The 14,909-nt window shown below is 60.5% G+C and carries 14 protein-coding genes; 9 read left to right on the top strand and 5 right to left on the bottom strand.

The features are described from left to right. Positions 1-333: 333 nt before the first annotated feature. From KF841_03915 to KF841_03890, 6 genes are all read left to right on the top strand, one after another. Positions 334-669 (top strand): integration host factor subunit beta, encoded by a 336-nt coding sequence (locus tag KF841_03915; protein MBX3394495.1) that lies wholly within the window; start codon positions 334-336, stop codon positions 667-669. Next, positions 641-898, top strand: coding sequence for a hypothetical protein (locus KF841_03910; protein MBX3394494.1), 258 nt, complete (start codon positions 641-643; stop codon positions 896-898). The genes KF841_03915 and KF841_03910 overlap by 29 nt, the downstream gene beginning before the upstream one ends. A 39-nt stretch (positions 899-937) precedes the next feature. Continuing rightward, positions 938-1,168 carry a ferrous iron transport protein A gene (locus KF841_03905; protein MBX3394493.1) on the top strand — a complete coding sequence of 77 codons (231 nt, stop codon included), beginning with the start codon at positions 938-940 and terminating at the stop codon, positions 1,166-1,168. Then, on the top strand, positions 1,168-3,381 hold the full coding sequence (feoB, locus tag KF841_03900) for a ferrous iron transport protein B (protein ID MBX3394492.1): 2,214 nt from the start codon (positions 1,168-1,170) through the stop codon (positions 3,379-3,381). The genes KF841_03905 and feoB overlap by 1 nt, the downstream gene beginning before the upstream one ends. 256 nt (positions 3,382-3,637) lie before the next feature. Beyond that, entirely contained in the window at positions 3,638-4,600 is a 963-nt protein-coding gene (locus KF841_03895; GenBank protein ID MBX3394491.1) for an ATP-binding cassette domain-containing protein, read from the top strand. A 2-nt stretch (positions 4,601-4,602) separates the two neighbouring features. Further along, positions 4,603-6,006 (top strand): ABC transporter permease, encoded by a 1,404-nt coding sequence (locus tag KF841_03890; protein ID MBX3394490.1) that lies wholly within the window; start codon positions 4,603-4,605, stop codon positions 6,004-6,006. Between the two features lie 52 nt (positions 6,007-6,058). Here KF841_03890 and KF841_03885 read toward each other — a convergent pair whose 3' ends face one another. The 4 genes from KF841_03885 to lpxA form a co-directional block, all read right to left on the bottom strand. Beyond that, entirely contained in the window at positions 6,059-7,153 is a 1,095-nt protein-coding gene (locus tag KF841_03885) for a PilT/PilU family type 4a pilus ATPase (GenBank protein ID MBX3394489.1), read from the bottom strand. 139 nt (positions 7,154-7,292) lie between these two features. Continuing rightward, positions 7,293-8,411: an RnfABCDGE type electron transport complex subunit D gene (locus KF841_03880; protein MBX3394488.1), complete on the bottom strand. Its 1,119-nt coding sequence runs from the start codon at positions 8,409-8,411 to the stop codon at positions 7,293-7,295. Positions 8,412-8,449: 38 nt separating this feature from the next. Continuing rightward, positions 8,450-9,775: an RnfABCDGE type electron transport complex subunit C gene (locus tag KF841_03875; GenBank protein MBX3394487.1), complete on the bottom strand. Its 1,326-nt coding sequence runs from the start codon at positions 9,773-9,775 to the stop codon at positions 8,450-8,452. A gap of 83 nt (positions 9,776-9,858) precedes the next feature. Next, the gene (gene lpxA, locus KF841_03870) at positions 9,859-10,668 is read right to left on the bottom strand and encodes an acyl-ACP--UDP-N-acetylglucosamine O-acyltransferase (GenBank protein ID MBX3394486.1); all 810 of its coding nucleotides are present in this window, start codon (positions 10,666-10,668) and stop codon (positions 9,859-9,861) included. A gap of 317 nt (positions 10,669-10,985) precedes the next feature. Here lpxA and KF841_03865 point away from each other — a divergent pair, with 317 nt between their 5' ends. After that, positions 10,986-12,521, top strand: coding sequence for a DUF4198 domain-containing protein (locus KF841_03865; GenBank protein ID MBX3394485.1), 1,536 nt, complete (start codon positions 10,986-10,988; stop codon positions 12,519-12,521). Between the two features lie 54 nt (positions 12,522-12,575). Here KF841_03865 and KF841_03860 read toward each other — a convergent pair whose 3' ends face one another. Next, on the bottom strand, positions 12,576-13,001 hold the full coding sequence (locus tag KF841_03860; GenBank protein MBX3394484.1) for a pilus assembly protein: 426 nt from the start codon (positions 12,999-13,001) through the stop codon (positions 12,576-12,578). A gap of 270 nt (positions 13,002-13,271) precedes the next feature. Here KF841_03860 and KF841_03855 point away from each other — a divergent pair, with 270 nt between their 5' ends. Both KF841_03855 and KF841_03850 read left to right on the top strand, forming a co-directional pair. Then, positions 13,272-14,507, top strand: a complete 1,236-nt coding sequence (locus KF841_03855) for an amidohydrolase (protein MBX3394483.1) — start codon at positions 13,272-13,274, stop codon at positions 14,505-14,507. 71 nt (positions 14,508-14,578) lie between these two features. Beyond that, positions 14,579-14,851 (top strand): rhodanese-like domain-containing protein, encoded by a 273-nt coding sequence (locus tag KF841_03850; GenBank protein ID MBX3394482.1) that lies wholly within the window; start codon positions 14,579-14,581, stop codon positions 14,849-14,851. Positions 14,852-14,909 lie beyond the last annotated feature (58 nt).

The raw sequence follows: 14,909 nt of genomic DNA, 5'->3' as shown, positions 1-14,909 counted from the left end.
GGGAGGGAAGCATGTCGGGCCGACATAAGACTATTCTAAATAGGATGTTATGAGCATTGGGGCGAGTTCCGTCCGCTGGCCTCGAAACCATGTCGGAATCGTATCTTCGTGCCACGGAAGGACTTGCCGCAGGATTTGGCCTGTGAATCACCAAAAATAGTTGCTTGCGTCGCAGGAACTGTTTGCGGTAGGATGGGTTACGGCGTTTCGAGGGGGTTCGTAGAGATCGACGGAGCGGGACTTCTTCGCCGTGCAAGAAGGGCCGCCAGCCGTCAAGGTTGATAAAGAGCAGCGCTGCTCTCGCATCGTAGAAAGTCGCCTAGGGTTTTCATCATGCGAACCGTTACGAAGAAAGAACTTATCGATCGAATCGCCGATCGAACGAATAACAAGCGCGTCGTGGTGAAGCGGATTATTCAGAGCTTTCTAGACGACATCATCGAGGAACTCGGTGCGGGCAACCGCTTGGAGTTTCGTGACTTCGGTGTGTTTGAGAGCAAGGTTCGTGCGGCACGCGTCGCGCAGAATCCCAAGACCCTCGAGCGCGTTCATGTCCCCGAAAAGCGGACGGTTAAATTCAAGATTGGTCGCGTGATGAAGCAGCGCCTTCTGGGCGAAGAGGTCGTCCGCTCAGCGGACGATGATGACGACGACGCATCCGAATCCTGATTTCGCCGGTTCCCGCCCATCTGAATTTCCAAGCGTTTCATCCTTTAATTCGATGCATTTCGCGGTCGGCTTTTGGTCGATTTATCGCGATCCTGCGCCCAGTCCGTGGCGCGATACCTCAACTGGCCAAATTTGCCTGATGGGATTGATTTTCGTTGACAACATCGGGCCGACGGATTACAAACTAATTGAGATTGAGTCTCAATCAGCTCTCGATCGCGAAGGCTGAGACCAGTCGTGCCAGCGAGCGGAAGGATCGTAAGAGCTTATGCCTAAGTTGCTTGGCGACCTAAATCCGGGGCAGTCGGGTTTCGTTAGGGGCGTGGGTGGCGAGGCCGGCATTCGGCATCGTTTGCTCGAAATGGGCCTGACCCGCGGCACGCTGGTCAGCGTGGTTCGTGTCGCACCGCTGGGCGATCCGGTCGAATTGCAGTTGCGAGGCTACCGTCTGAGTGTTCGCAAATCCGAAGCTGCGACGGTCCATATCGAGGCAACGTAATGTCAGTTCGACCGGCCGATGTTTCGGCGGTGTCGGCAACCGTGCATCGTATCGCCATCGCTGGCAATCCGAACTCCGGCAAAACCTCTCTCTTCAATCAGCTTACCGGGCTGCGCTACATCGTGGCCAACTATCCGGGCGTAACCGTTGAGAAGCGCGAGGGCCGCCTCCTGGGAAGCGGGATCATCCTCGTTGACCTGCCGGGGATCTACAGTCTGTCCGCGCGTTCACCCGATGAAGCGATCTCGCGCGACGTGCTGCTCGGCCTGCTCAACGGCGAATCCCGCCCTGACGCGGTTCTCGTCGTGATCGATGCGTCGAATCTCGAACGCAATCTATATCTCGCGACGCAACTGATTGAATTCGGCATGCGGGTTGTTGTCGCCTGTAACCTGATGGATGAGGTTGAGGCGCGCGGCGAGCGCATCGATTGCGAGCTTCTCTCACGCGAACTGGGCGTGCCGGTGATTCCCACCGTCGCGCGTTCGGGGCGAGGGCTCGACGAATTGCGCCGTGCACTCATGGGCGGAAGCATCGTGCCACATTCAAGGCACTCACTCGAACTGCCTTTGGAAATCGACCGGTGCGTGGAGAAAATCGCGAGCGATCTGACGAGCTCGGGCGCGACGACGTGTTGCGTCTCACGCTCGGCGGCGCTTCTCTGGATGACGGATTATCTGTCGGGCGATGCGACCGGGCGCGCGGCATCCCGGCGTCTTGTCGCGCAGGTGCCGCCGGCGCTGGCCGAGGAGATGGCTCGGACGGCGGAAGAATTGAACGAGGCCGAATCGGATATTGCGGCTGCGATCATTGAGGCACGGTACCGGCATGTGTCACAGATCGTATCGCGCGTGCGGGTTCAACGCTCCGGCGGGGATGCGCTGCCGCGGAAGGCGAGCATCAGGGATCGCGTTGATTCGGTTGTGACGCATCGGATATACGGTTTCGGTGTTTTCGTGGTCGTCATGGGCTTGTTGTTCCTATCGATCTTTTCGTGGGCTGAGCCATTGATGGGCATGATCGAATCCGTGCAGGCCTTGTGCGTCTCGGCAGTGCGTGTGTGGGTGCCCGACGGTTTGCTGCAATCGTTGCTGGCGGATGGCATTATCAACGGCGTCGGCTCGGTGGTCGTCTTCTTCCCTCAGATCTGCATTCTGTTCCTGTTTCTCTCGATTCTTGAGGATTCCGGCTACATGGCACGGGCGGCGTTTCTGATGGATCGCCTGATGAGCCGCGTCGGTCTGCACGGCCGCAGTTTCATTCCGCTGCTTTCGAGCTATGCGTGCGCCATTCCCGGCATCATGGCGACGCGCACCATCGAAAATCGGCGTGATCGACTGACGACGATACTGATCGCTCCGCTGATGAGTTGCTCGGCTCGGTTACCGGTGTATCTCATTCTGATTGCGGCGGTGTATGGCGACCGGCTATGGCTCAAGACCGGTGTGATGCTTGGGCTTTACCTGCTTGGCACGGTGACAGCTTTGCTGATGGCGGTGGTTTTCAAAAAAACGCTGCTGCGAGGCCCACGCCCGACATTCATTATGGAACTGCCGCCATACCGTCTGCCGCAGGCACGTGTCATTGTTCGAACGATGTGGGACCGCAGCAAGCAGTTTCTCACCGGCGCGGGGACGACGATTGTTGCCGCCTGCATTGTGATCTGGGCGCTCGGCTATTTCCCCAGAATGGATGTTGCTGATCTGTCTCAGGAAGTTGTTGCGCAGCTTGCGGAACTCGATGGCGCACCGCTGGGGGTTGACGAGCGAGATCACATCCTGGCCGGGGCGCAATTGCGTCAAAGCTGGCTCGGGCGACTGGGCCACCTGATCGAGCCGACGATTGAGCCATTGGGGTACGATTGGCGAATCGGCATCGGAATTCTCTCGTCTTTTCTGGCGCGGGAGGTTTTCGTCGGAACGATGGGCATCACCTTTTCGATCGGCGCGACGGACGACGCGTCTGATATGCTCCGTGACAAACTGGCGGCAGCGACCCGCGCGGACGGGCGCCCACTTTTCACGCCGCGCGTGGCGACGGGTTTAATGGTGTTTTACGTTCTGGCATGCCAATGCGTAAGCACCCTGGCCGTGACGCGGAGAGAGACGGGTTCCTGGAAATGGCCGGCATTGATGTTCGGATACATGACGGTGCTGGCCTACAGCGCGGCGCTGGCGATCAATCAACTGGGCGCCGCGGTCGGATGGGCTTAGCGCCGTCGTTCCGACGCGCGGAGTTTTCATTGCGGCATTTCCGGCGGAGTCTCGAACGTGCGGTCCGTCAAATACGCCTTTCAACATCGGATTAGTCGTGTCATATCCAGCGAATCCTTCATATCATGGGTGCGTGAGCAAACGGGTCTGGCTGCGTTAGTCTTCTCGCGGGTGGGCTGTTCGGCTGCATGAGTGGGAGCCGGCGCGAATCTTCTGTTGAAGAGACATGGCGCAATCGGCGGTCGGAGTATTCGGAATGAGTAGTGCAGTATCCATCGCGGACGTGACCAAGACGTTCGGCGCGACGGTCGCGGTGAACCAGCTTTCGTTGATGGTTCCTCGCGGCGTGGTTTACGGGTTCATCGGGCCGAACGGTTCCGGCAAGTCCACGACGCTTCGCATGATCATGCGGATCTACCATCCCGACAGCGGTCGTATCGAGGTGCTGGGCGAAGACGCGACGAGCGGCGGCGCGGCGTCGGATCGGGTGGGCTATCTGCCCGAGGAGCGCGGACTGTATCGCAAGATGAAGGTCCATGATCTTCTGAAATTCTACGCGGAGCTGAAGGGCCGGCGCGTCAACAACGCTGAAATAGACGGATGGCTGAATCGAATCGATCTTCCCGGTGTGGGGCCCAAACCGGTTGAGTCGTTGTCGAAGGGCATGGCTCAAAAGGTTCAGTTCCTGACGACGATTCTTCACGAGCCGGAGCTGCTGATTCTGGATGAGCCGTTTTCGGGACTGGATCCGGTCAATATGGAAGTCGTCAAGGACGTGATCCTCGAGCAGCGACGCCGCGGTGCGACGATCATCTTCTCGACGCATGACATGGAAGTGGCCGAGAAGATGTGCGATTTCATCTTCATGATTTACAAGGGCCGCAAGGTGCTGGATGGAACGCTCTTGTCGATACAGGAGCGATTCGGGCGCGACACCGTGCGCGTGCGGTGCGAAGGCAACGGCGTGGATTTCGAGCAACTGCCCGGCGTGGAGCGTGTGAACAACTACGGCCAGCTACAGGAATTGCGCATGTCGCAGGGTTCTGATTCGCAAGCGGTGCTCGCCGCGCTGGTTGCTCGAACTCGGGTGAGCCATTTCGAGATCGCCACGCCGACGCTGCATGATATCTTCGTTCGAATCGCAGGCCCGGCGGCGGAACCGGAGCCCGATGGGGCGGCAAGAATCAAATTTCAGCCGGCAAGCAGCGGTGGAGTGTGACCATGCGAAAGACCTGGGCGGTCGCGATGCGCGAGTATCGCACCAACGTGCGGAGCAAGGGCTTCATCGTCGGCGTGATTCTCATGCCGGTGTTCATGTCGGGCAGTGTGCTCGTGCAGACGCTGGTGGCGAAGCGCGGCGATGCAAGCGTCAAGCGCGTGGCCGTGATTGATCGGACCGGAAGTCTGTTTGTCCCGCTGCACGATGCCGCCGAATGGCGCAACAAGCATGACATCTTCGATTCCGAAACCGGCAGGCAAATGGAACCGAGCTACGAGATGGTGGAGATTCCGCCGAACGAGGCGGATCGACAGGGGCAGTTGCTGGAACTCTCGGACCGGGTCCGGTCCGGAGAGTTGTTTGCGTTCGTGGAGATCAATCGTGGGATTCTTGATCCGAGGGAGGCTGCTGTCGCTCCCGCGGAGCCGGGAATGCCTTCTGAAACAACAGCTGCCTCCGCGGCCGGAAGTGCGACAGCGGCTTCGATACAGCCGCAGAGCGAGGGAGGCGCGATCCGCTATTACTCCAATCGGGAAACGTATCGCGAGTTGCCGGAGTGGTTGAGCGAGGTTATCGGGGATCGGGTCCGGGCGGCTCGTTTTGCTCGTTCGGGCATGGATTTGGAAACCGTGATGCGCGCGCTGGCGCCGGTCAGGCTGGATTCTTTCGGGTTGCTTTCACGTTCGCAAACCGGCGAGGTGAAGGGCGGCGAGGCCACCAGCGCCGCGGCGGGGTTCCTTGTGCCCTTTTTCGTCATGATGATGATGTGGATGCTGCTCATGATCGCCGTGCAGCCGCTGTTGCATGGCGTGCTCGAGGAAAAAATGCAGCGCATCAGCGAGGTGCTGCTTGGTTCGCTCCGGCCGTTCGATCTGATGATGGGCAAGCTCATCGGTCATGCCTTCGTCGCGTTGACGCTGCTGGGCATCTATGCCGCCGGCGGGATCGCCGTCGCAGCGTACTACGGCAAGATGGACATGGTCAGTCCGGTTCTGGTGGGCTGGTTCGTGTTCTTCCTTGCGTTGGCCATCTTCATGTACGGCTCGATGTTCCTGGCTGCCGGGGCATGCTGTAATGACGTGAAGGAGGCGCAGAGCCTGATTATGCCGGTCATGTTCCCGATGATCATTCCGATGTTCTTTCTCGTGCCGATTATCCGCGATCCGGGCGGCGGGATTGCCACGGCATTGTCACTGTTCCCACTTACGTCACCGATGATCATGACCATGCGTCAATCGATGGAGGTGCCGGTTCCGTTGTGGCAGGCGCCGGCTGCGCTGGCGGGGTGCGCGCTGGTTACCGTCATTTGCGTCTGGGCCGCGGGAAGGGTGTTCCGTGTGGGAATTCTGATGCAGGGTAAACCGCCGAAGATGGGACAAATCCTGAGCTGGGCGGTTCGGGGGTAGCAGGGATGCGAGCCGCCGTCCTTCTGGCGGAGCGCACGCAGCCGAATGCCGGCTATTTCTGCGCAGTCATCCTTCCACCGCCGACTCGGCGGATTCCGCGCATTGCAAGTGACATCGCCTCGGTATTGCTGCTCCACTGCATCGCCTGTGTACCGGTGATTCGCTTTGTGTTGTAAAGCTCCAGCAGATGTTGATCAAAGGTCTGCATGCCGGATTCGCCGCTCGCGAGATAATCGCTTAGTTCCGAAAGCCTGTTCTCGAGGAGGTACTTCTCGGTCACGGGCGAGCCTCGGAGAATCTCAACGGCCGGAATGCGCGGTCCGTCCTTTGACGTGACCAATCGCTGGGAGATGATCGCTTCGATCGATTTCGCGAGTTGTGACAGCAGCAGCCGGTGCTCGGCGGGGGGGAACATCGCAATGATGCGCTCGATGGTCTGCCATGTATTCGAGCTGTGAACGGTGGCGAACACCTGATGGCCGGTATCGGCGGCCTGCAAGGCGATTCGCAGCGTCTCGAGATCGCGAAGTTCGCCGATGACGATGACGTCAGGGTCCTGGCGCAGCGCCTGGCGAAGGCCCTGCTGGAACGACGGCGTGTCATGCCCCACTTCGAGCTGCGAAATGAGCGATCGGCGGTTTTGATAAATGAACTCAACAGGGTCTTCGATGGTGACGATTTTTTTGCTGCGTGCCGAGTTGATGAGGTCGATCATCGCGGCAAGTGTCGTGCTCTTTCCGCTGCCGGTTGTCCCGGTGATCAGCGTCATGCCGCGATCTTCAAGTGCGATTTCTTCCAGCACTTCCGGCAAATTCAGTGCGCTGAGCTGCGGCGGGGCGGCCGGAATGACGCGCATCACCAGCCCCGGGCGCCCCAGGTGGCTGTAGGCGCTGCAACGAAATCGCCCGATACCGTCGGCCTGAAATGAGAAATCGACGCCATCGGTCAGGTTCCGGTCGAGATTCATCACACGGTCGGCGGGCATCAGGTCGGCGATCACCTGTCGGGCCGTGTCTGACTGAAGTGCCGGGACGTCGAGCGCGCGCATTTGTCCCTGGATTCGGACGATGGGCGGCGACCCCGATTGCAAATGCACGTCGGATGCGCCGTTCGCGAGTGCGAAACGAAGAATGGCAGGCAGGTCCATAATGAGACTCCGAGCCGGCGGGTCGCTGGCGGTGCCGATTTCCAGGCTGAATGATAGCAGGTCAGTTGGGATTTCTCACGGATTTCGGATGGAGTGTGAATGCAGCGTCGGCATCGCCGCGCCGGTCGATTCGGATGGCTTATTCTTCCGCAATTCCGAGAACGGGTCGCCGGAGTTGTCGGTCAATCATCCCGACAAAGGCATTCATCAGGAGGACGGCCCAGTAGCACTCGCCGTCAAGCGAGCCATACAGACGCATGAATGCGGCGATCAACCCGATGCCCGCGGCGAAAATGATCTGGCCATGAACGCGCAGCGGCGAGGAGATCGGATCCACCGCGAGCAGGAATGCCGTCAACATGATCTGGCCGGCGGTCAGGTGGTGGAGAATATAGGCGAGCCCGACAGCCTGGTTCTGCTCAATCTCCAACACCGGAAACCAGCGAAAGCCGGCGGCGGTCTCGACGGGCAGTATGGAGAGGGCGAACGCGGCGCTTGCGACGAGCGTGACCGGAAGCTGCCACCTCAGAAAACCGCGATGCACGAGGTACATTCCAGCGACGATCAATCCGATGATGCAGGTTTCGCCGATTCCGCCCGGCACGACGCCGAACACCGTATCTCGCCAGGGCGGAAGTTGATCGCGAAGAATCGGCGTGAAGATCAAATCGCCGTCGGCAGGAAGCCTGGCGTGTGCGAATTTGCGGAGAATTTGCACGGGGCGCTCAAGTTCGTAGGCGTTGTGGATCGTGGATTCCTGCGACTCAAACCAGCCTTGATAGTGCACGACTCGCTCGGCATCGGAGATATCCCCGAAAAACAGGTGGGCTGGCGTAAGCACGGGTGAGTAGAGCAGCGTCCCTGCGAGGAAAAGGTATCCTGAAAAGACATATTGAGTGACAACCCGGCCGACCAGCGCCGGCATCAGCCGGCCCTGGAAGATGCCCTGACCTACCAATACGGCAACCACCGAGCCGAACAGGGCAACAGCCCACGGCGTCGTCGCCGGCAAGGTCAGTGCCAGGAGCATGCCAGTGAGTGCGGCCCGTTCTGATCGGCCTTGAAAAGGCGATCGCGAAAGCAGCCCCATCAGTGCATCGGTCGCGACCGCCGAGAACACGCACGCCAGAATGACCCGCGCGGCGGCCGCACCAAATAGCGTGACTCCGCATAGTCCGACGACGCCGGCCGCGAGCAACCAGGCCCGCACCACCTGCCGGTGAGTGTGTCCGCCAGACCGATGTGGCGGCGACCCCATCAGGCTCTGGGGTCCTCTGACCCATGGTTGATTGGTACTCACGCGGTCGTGTCCACCATTTCCGAAGGACGGGCAAATCGAGTTCGGGCTCGACGAATCGCTTGGGCCAGCGGCAGCTGAGACGGACAGACGTAGGTGCAAAGGCCGCAATCGATGCACGCCTTGAGATGCGACAGCTCAACATTCGTACAGGCGGCGGCGACGTCGAGTCGCATCAGGTCCGGAGGGACGATTCCGACCGGACAGTCATCCACGCACCAGCCACAGCGGATGCAATCGGTCGGTGTGACCAGTTCGCGCTCGAGAAACAACAGCAGCGCGTTGGATTCCCGGGTGATGACGGCTTGGGCATCCCCGAGGGGGATTCCTGTGAGCGGGCCGCCCATGACGGCTTGTTCGATCGGTCCACGAAGTCCGAGCCGATGCACCAGTCGCTCGATCGGTGTGCCGACGGGAATGCGATAGACGCCCGGTTGCTCGATGGCATCGCCTGAGACCGTGAGCACCGCATGGGTCACGGGGAGACCGCCCATGACTGCGTCGGCCGCGGCACGCACGGCAGCCAGCGGCAGGACGACGGCACGCTCGTCCAGCGGGCTCATGCCGGGTGGGATTTCGCGTTGGAGAATCGCCTTGACGAGCAGGTGGGGGTGACACTGCGGATACGGATCGGCCATTGCAACGATTTCAACCATCCGATCAGCCGCCTCAGACTTGAGGCGGTGGACGATTCGTCGATGGCGAAAGGGAACGGCGATGATCGCACGGAGAACGCCCAGAGCGTCGGCGAGTTCGCAGGTCGCGTCCACGATTCGGCCGGGCTGTTCGACGATCGTTCGAAGATCGGTCGCCACGAATGGCTCGGTTTCCATCGCGTTGACGATCAGATCCGTCACGCCCGTCGCGACGGCCTGTTGCAGGTACTGGTGCAACGGCATGCGCGGGAATTCGCACATCACACCGCGTTCGGCCAAATGGATGATCAGCGATTCATCCTCCCAGTCGGGATTCGGCGAGATGGCATCCGCGGTGCCGTCCGGCTCGATGACGGCGGCGGCGACCTGGCCGTCGAAGGGCGACCACGTTCGTGAGATTTCCGTGACGTGGCCTGCGACAGGCGCGTGTGCAGGCAAGGCGTCGGCAGTCAAGGCGCGTGAAATCGGTTCGCCGGCAATCACGCGCTGCCCGACGCGGACCGTCAATTCGACCGGCAGGTTTGCGGCGGCGGCAAGCGGCACGCGGAGCGGTCCATCCGGCGCGAGCGTCTGTATCGGCTGGCGGGCGATGATTGATTTCTGATCCGGGAGAAAGAGACCGCCGTCAAACGCCTGACGTGGCCCGATCAAGTTGGACAGCAATGACATGGATCAGGATTCTCCGCAGTCCCGTGGAAGCGGCCGCCGATAGGGATTATTCAGGCCGACATTAATCGTCACGTCCGGCCGGCTCATTCGTCCTCGCCGATATCTTCAGTCGCGCTGTCGCCTCCGCCGACGATGCCGAGCTTCGATTCGCCGCGCACGAATTCGAGCATGCGTTTTCCGACGCGGCCCGTGGCGACCGCGCTGAATTGTTCAATTGCCTTGCTCACCGGAAGGCCGGATCGAAACAGAATCTTGTACGCGGTGCGGGCTTCGTTGACGTCATCCTGCGAGAACCGTCCGGATCGCTTGAGGCCGATTGAGTTGTAGCCGCGTACCAGGCCGCCATCCCAGACTTTCATGTATGGCGGGATGTCTTTTGTGATTCGTGATCCGCCTCCGATCATGACATAATCACCGATGCGGGCGAACTGGTGCACCATCGAATAGGCGCTGATGATCGCGTTGTCGTACACGATGACGTGACCGGCCAGCGCACTGTTGTTATAGATCTTGACGCCGTTGCCGAGTTCGCAATTGTGACCAATGTGCGAATAGGCGAGCAGGAAGCAGTTCTCACCAACGATTGTCCAGGATTCAGGCTGCGTGCCGCGATGGATCGATGCGCTTTCGCGGATAATCGTCCCGGAGCCGATTCGACAATAGGAACGCTCACCCTTGAAATGAAAATCCTGCGGCAGGTGACCCACGACGGCGTTGGGATGCAACTCGCAACGTTCACCAATCTCGGTCCATCCCGACACATAGGTGTGGGGATAGAGCCGGGCCCCCGCGCCGATCTTCACCGAACCTTCGATTATGGCGTAGGGGCCGATCTCGGCCGTGGGGTCGATTTCCGCTTGCCGGTCGATAATTGCCGTCGGATGAATGGGCATCGAAGTTGCTTTCCTATACTGCTTTGTTGGCACGTTGGAGCCCCGATGGGCGGCAGGCGCGTCTAACGTGAGCAGGGCATTGTAGACGACTTATCGCGCGCGGCAATCGCTCGCCAACATACAGGTTTACAGAGAGTTAGAACCCCGTCGCACCCGCTGGTCATGAACGATGCGACAAAGCACCGGGGATTCGGGTCACCGGATCAGGCTCCGCGACACGGAGGGGATGATCGGGTATACACGGGGGCCTCATTCACATGGATGCCATCAAGCGGCCGTGCGTCCGTTCGGCAGAGTCTCATGACGGAGGGCATGCGATGCTCGGGCGAAATCCGATTCTCGTGGTCAAGCTTTGCTTATGTCTTGTGCCGGCAATTCCGGGAATGGCCTGGGGGCATGACTCGTGGTTGATTGCTGACAGCGAGCGGGTCATGCCGGGGACCTCGGTTCGCTTGTCGTTTCGAACGGGTGAAATTTTTCCGATCAGCGATGCGCCGACCCGGACGGATCGCATTGCGTCGTTTTCCATGTTGCGAGGCAAGCGTGTCTCGGCGATTGATCAGTATGACGTCGAAGACATGTCGCTCGTCGCGAACCCATTCCTGCCGACGCCCGGCTATGCCGTTATGGGGTGCGCGTTGAAGCCCAGGTTGATTACGCTTTCTGCCGGAAATTTTGACGCGTACCTTGCGGATGAGTCGGCTGACGACGCGATTCGGATTCGACAGCAGCGGGGGCGACCGGCATCGGATGTCATCGAGCAGTATACCAAGATGGCAAAGACGGTGATCGCGGCCGGCGAGCCGGAAGCGTCCGATGAGTCATATCTGCTTCCGATCGGACATCGCCTGGAGTTCGTGCCGCTCTCGAATCCGTTGGCCTGGCGTGTCGGCGGTCGTGCGGAATTCCGTGTGCTGCTTGACGGCCACGCATGGCCCGGCGTCAGCGTGTCGGCGGGACACGATGGCGTCAGCGCCCACGGCTATGCGGCTCGAACGAAGACAGATCATGCCGGCATCGTGTCATTGGAATTGCCGGTCGCGGGACTCTGGTTTGTCAAAGCGCATCTGATCCGCGAAGCCGACCCGTTGGCTGAACAATCGTGGGAGAGCTTCTGGGCCTCGTTCACGTTTCGCGTCGACGGCGGTTCGGCGGAGCCTGCGACGACGCCGACACGATCGCCAGATTTGATTCCTTCTACCGCCTCGGAGCCGAAGACATCAGGCGCGGCGCCGGGCGCAATTGCGGAAAGTGACATGGCCGCGGACATTCGATCAATCGTCGCGGTTCATGGTGAGATTGACCCGTGGGCCGCATTGGGATTTCGAATGGGACGGCGTGCATTGGCGGAGCTGGGATTGCCTCGTGGAAGCCCGCGCCTTCTCGCTGTGCATCGGACGCCATTTGAGCATCCATACACCTTCATTGCAGATGGCGTGCAGAGCGCGACCGGCGCCTCGATTGGCCGGCTGACGCTCCTCGTCGCAAAATGCGATCGTACTGCCATGCTCACGACATTCTTCGATCAGAGCACAGGCAAGGGAATTGCGATTCAGTTAACCGAAGCGGCATGGAAGGCGTGTGAATCAGGACATTCCAAGGCCGATCTTGAAAGGGCCGCGATTCTTGTGCTGAGTCAGCCGGAGGAGTTGCTTTTCAGGCAGACCGAGGCTGAGACCATGCCGACGCAGAATGACATACACCCGACACCAACAACCGGTCCATCGGTCGATTCATCGGGCTTGCGCCGGTTGGTTCTGCCGGATTCAGTCGCCGCGCGTGATTCAAACGCCGGTTCGCACGCTCTGACGCGCGTCGGGCTCGCTGCGTCGCTGGCGTTGGCCTGCCGCTAGGAAGCGGTCGGACCCGCCGAGGCGGGACGAGGGGTCAGCCTGGTGAAACGGCCGTCACCAGGATGTCGCGACCGGAGACATTTCGCGGTTGGCGGTCTTCTTTGCCGATAAGGCGAAGCTCTCGCCGCCAAGCAACTTCCCGGTGAACAGCACGCGGTGCAATGGAATTGACACTTCGACCCACACCTGTCGTTCCGTCGGGCCGAGTTCGTCGATGTTCGTGGCGATATCAAAGCCGCTCAAGCCGGCCTTTTCCATTTCCTCGGTGACGATCGATATGACATCGTCCGAGGTTGCTCCCGGCAGAGTTGCCGCACGGGCCGCCCGGTTGGTCGCAAGACCGATCGTCTGCTTGATCATGAAGGCATAGCCGGTTTCGATTGCCCCGCACATGAACAGCATCACCAGCGGCGCCACCACGGCCAGTTCCACCGCTGTCGCCGCGCGCCTCGCATGTCGAGTCTTCCTGTTTCGTCGCATCGTACACTCCCCCCAACCACCGGCCCGCGTCAGCAGATCGCGCCGGGCTGAGCGGATAAATCAGCAAGTTTGATGCCAAGGCGCTGGGCAAGGTCGCAGGCGCCGTATCGCCGCATGGCCCGTCGTATTCTCGGAGCCTCGAAATCGGGCGTTGCCCTGAAACCGCATCGGGCGTTGATTCTGCTGAATCACGTCGATTTTCTGCAACGCCACATTGGGTCCATAACCCTTGGGCACCGGCTTGCCGCGAGGAGCCGTGGTGCAGTCGCTGTGAGCGGTCCGGCTGATCGTGTATTCTTCACGGCCATGACGGATGTTCATCGAATCATCGAACGCATTACGCCCGAGCTGGTCGCGCTGCGCCGTGAGATTCACGCTCATCCGGAGTTGGCATTTGAGGAGTTCGAGACGTCGCGACGCGTCGAGGCCGTCTTGCGTCGGCTTCGAGGCTTGCACGTTCAGACCGGCCTGGCGAAGACCGGTGTCGTCGCGACGTTGAACCCGGACAAGCCGGGACCCTGCATCGCGCTGCGTGCCGAGCTGGACGCGCTTCCGATTGACGAAATGACCGGCGCGGCACACACCTCGAAAATACCGGGAAAGATGCACGCCTGCGGGCACGATGGCCACATGGCCTGCCTCGTCGGAGCCGCGATGGTTCTGTCGGAAATTGCGGATGAATTGCCCGGGAAAGTCAAATTCATCTTTCAGCCCGCCGAAGAAAGTGGGGGCGGCGGAGAAAAGCTCTGCGTGGCAGGCGTTCTGGACGCGCCACGTGTGGACGCCATCTTTGCCTTGCACGGCTGGCCGTATCTGGATCTCGGTTGCGTCGGAGTGTGTCACGGGCCGGCGATGGCGGCGACCAATCCGTGGCACGTGACCATTCACGGACAAGGCGCGCACGCCGCCTATCCGCATCGCGGTGTCGATCCGATTCTGGTTGCGGCACATGTCGTCACTGCCGTCCAGTCGATTGCATCGCGCCACGTGGATCCACTCGATGCCGTCGTCGTGACGGTCGCGACGATTCGAGCCGGCACAGCCGGAAATATTATCCCGGCGACCGCGGAATTGGGCGGAACAATTCGTACCCTCGATGCGGCGGTGCGGCAGAGCGCGGTGGAGCGATTCAAATCACTGGTTGAGCAGACTGCCGCCGCCTTCGGCGCCCGGGCATCGGTGGAGGTGCAATGGGGATATCCGGCGCTCGTGAACGACGAAGTCGCCTGCGCCCTCGTGTCAGAGGTGGCGAGCGAAGTCGTCGGCACGTCTCGCGTGGCCGACCGGATGCGTCCGAGCATGGGTGGCGAGGACTTTGCGTATTACGCGGAGCGCGTTCCGGCGGCGTTCTGGCGTCTGGGGGTTCGACGCGGCGATCCGGAAGGGCAGCCGACGCTGCATCAGGCAAACTACGATTTTGCGGATGAGGCGATCCCACTGGGTGTCCGAATGCACTGCGAAATTGCCCGACGTTTTTTGAAACAAGATGGGAGACTCCGCTCGTGAGACGACATATCGACCCCGCATGGGAAGTTTCGGTTCATGATGTGAAAGACCGGCTCGACGCCGGCCAATCGATGCTGCTTGTCGACGTGCGTCAGCCGGAGGAACACGAGCACTGTCGAATTGAAAAGTCACTGCTGTTTCCCCTGCCGCGCCTTCAAGCCGCCATCGAGGAGATTCGGCAATTGGCGCAGGGGCAGCCCGTTGTAACCTATTGCCACCACGGTCATCGAAGCGTGCAGGCGGCGGCAATATTGCGTGAAGCCGGCATCGGACGCGTGATGAGTATGGCCGGCGGGATCGATGCGTGGTCCACGGAGATCGATCCGAACGTGCCCCGCTATTGACGCACTGGGGCCAGTATTTGGAGCGTCTGACAGACCTTTTTCCAAAACTCCGAGAAAG

This window comes from Phycisphaerae bacterium, assembly GCA_019636475.1.
GTDB lineage: Bacteria > Planctomycetota > Phycisphaerae > UBA1845 > UTPLA1 > JADJRI01.
Note: the sequence above shows the minus strand (reverse complement) of the source record. Positions and strands in the feature narration are given on the sequence as shown.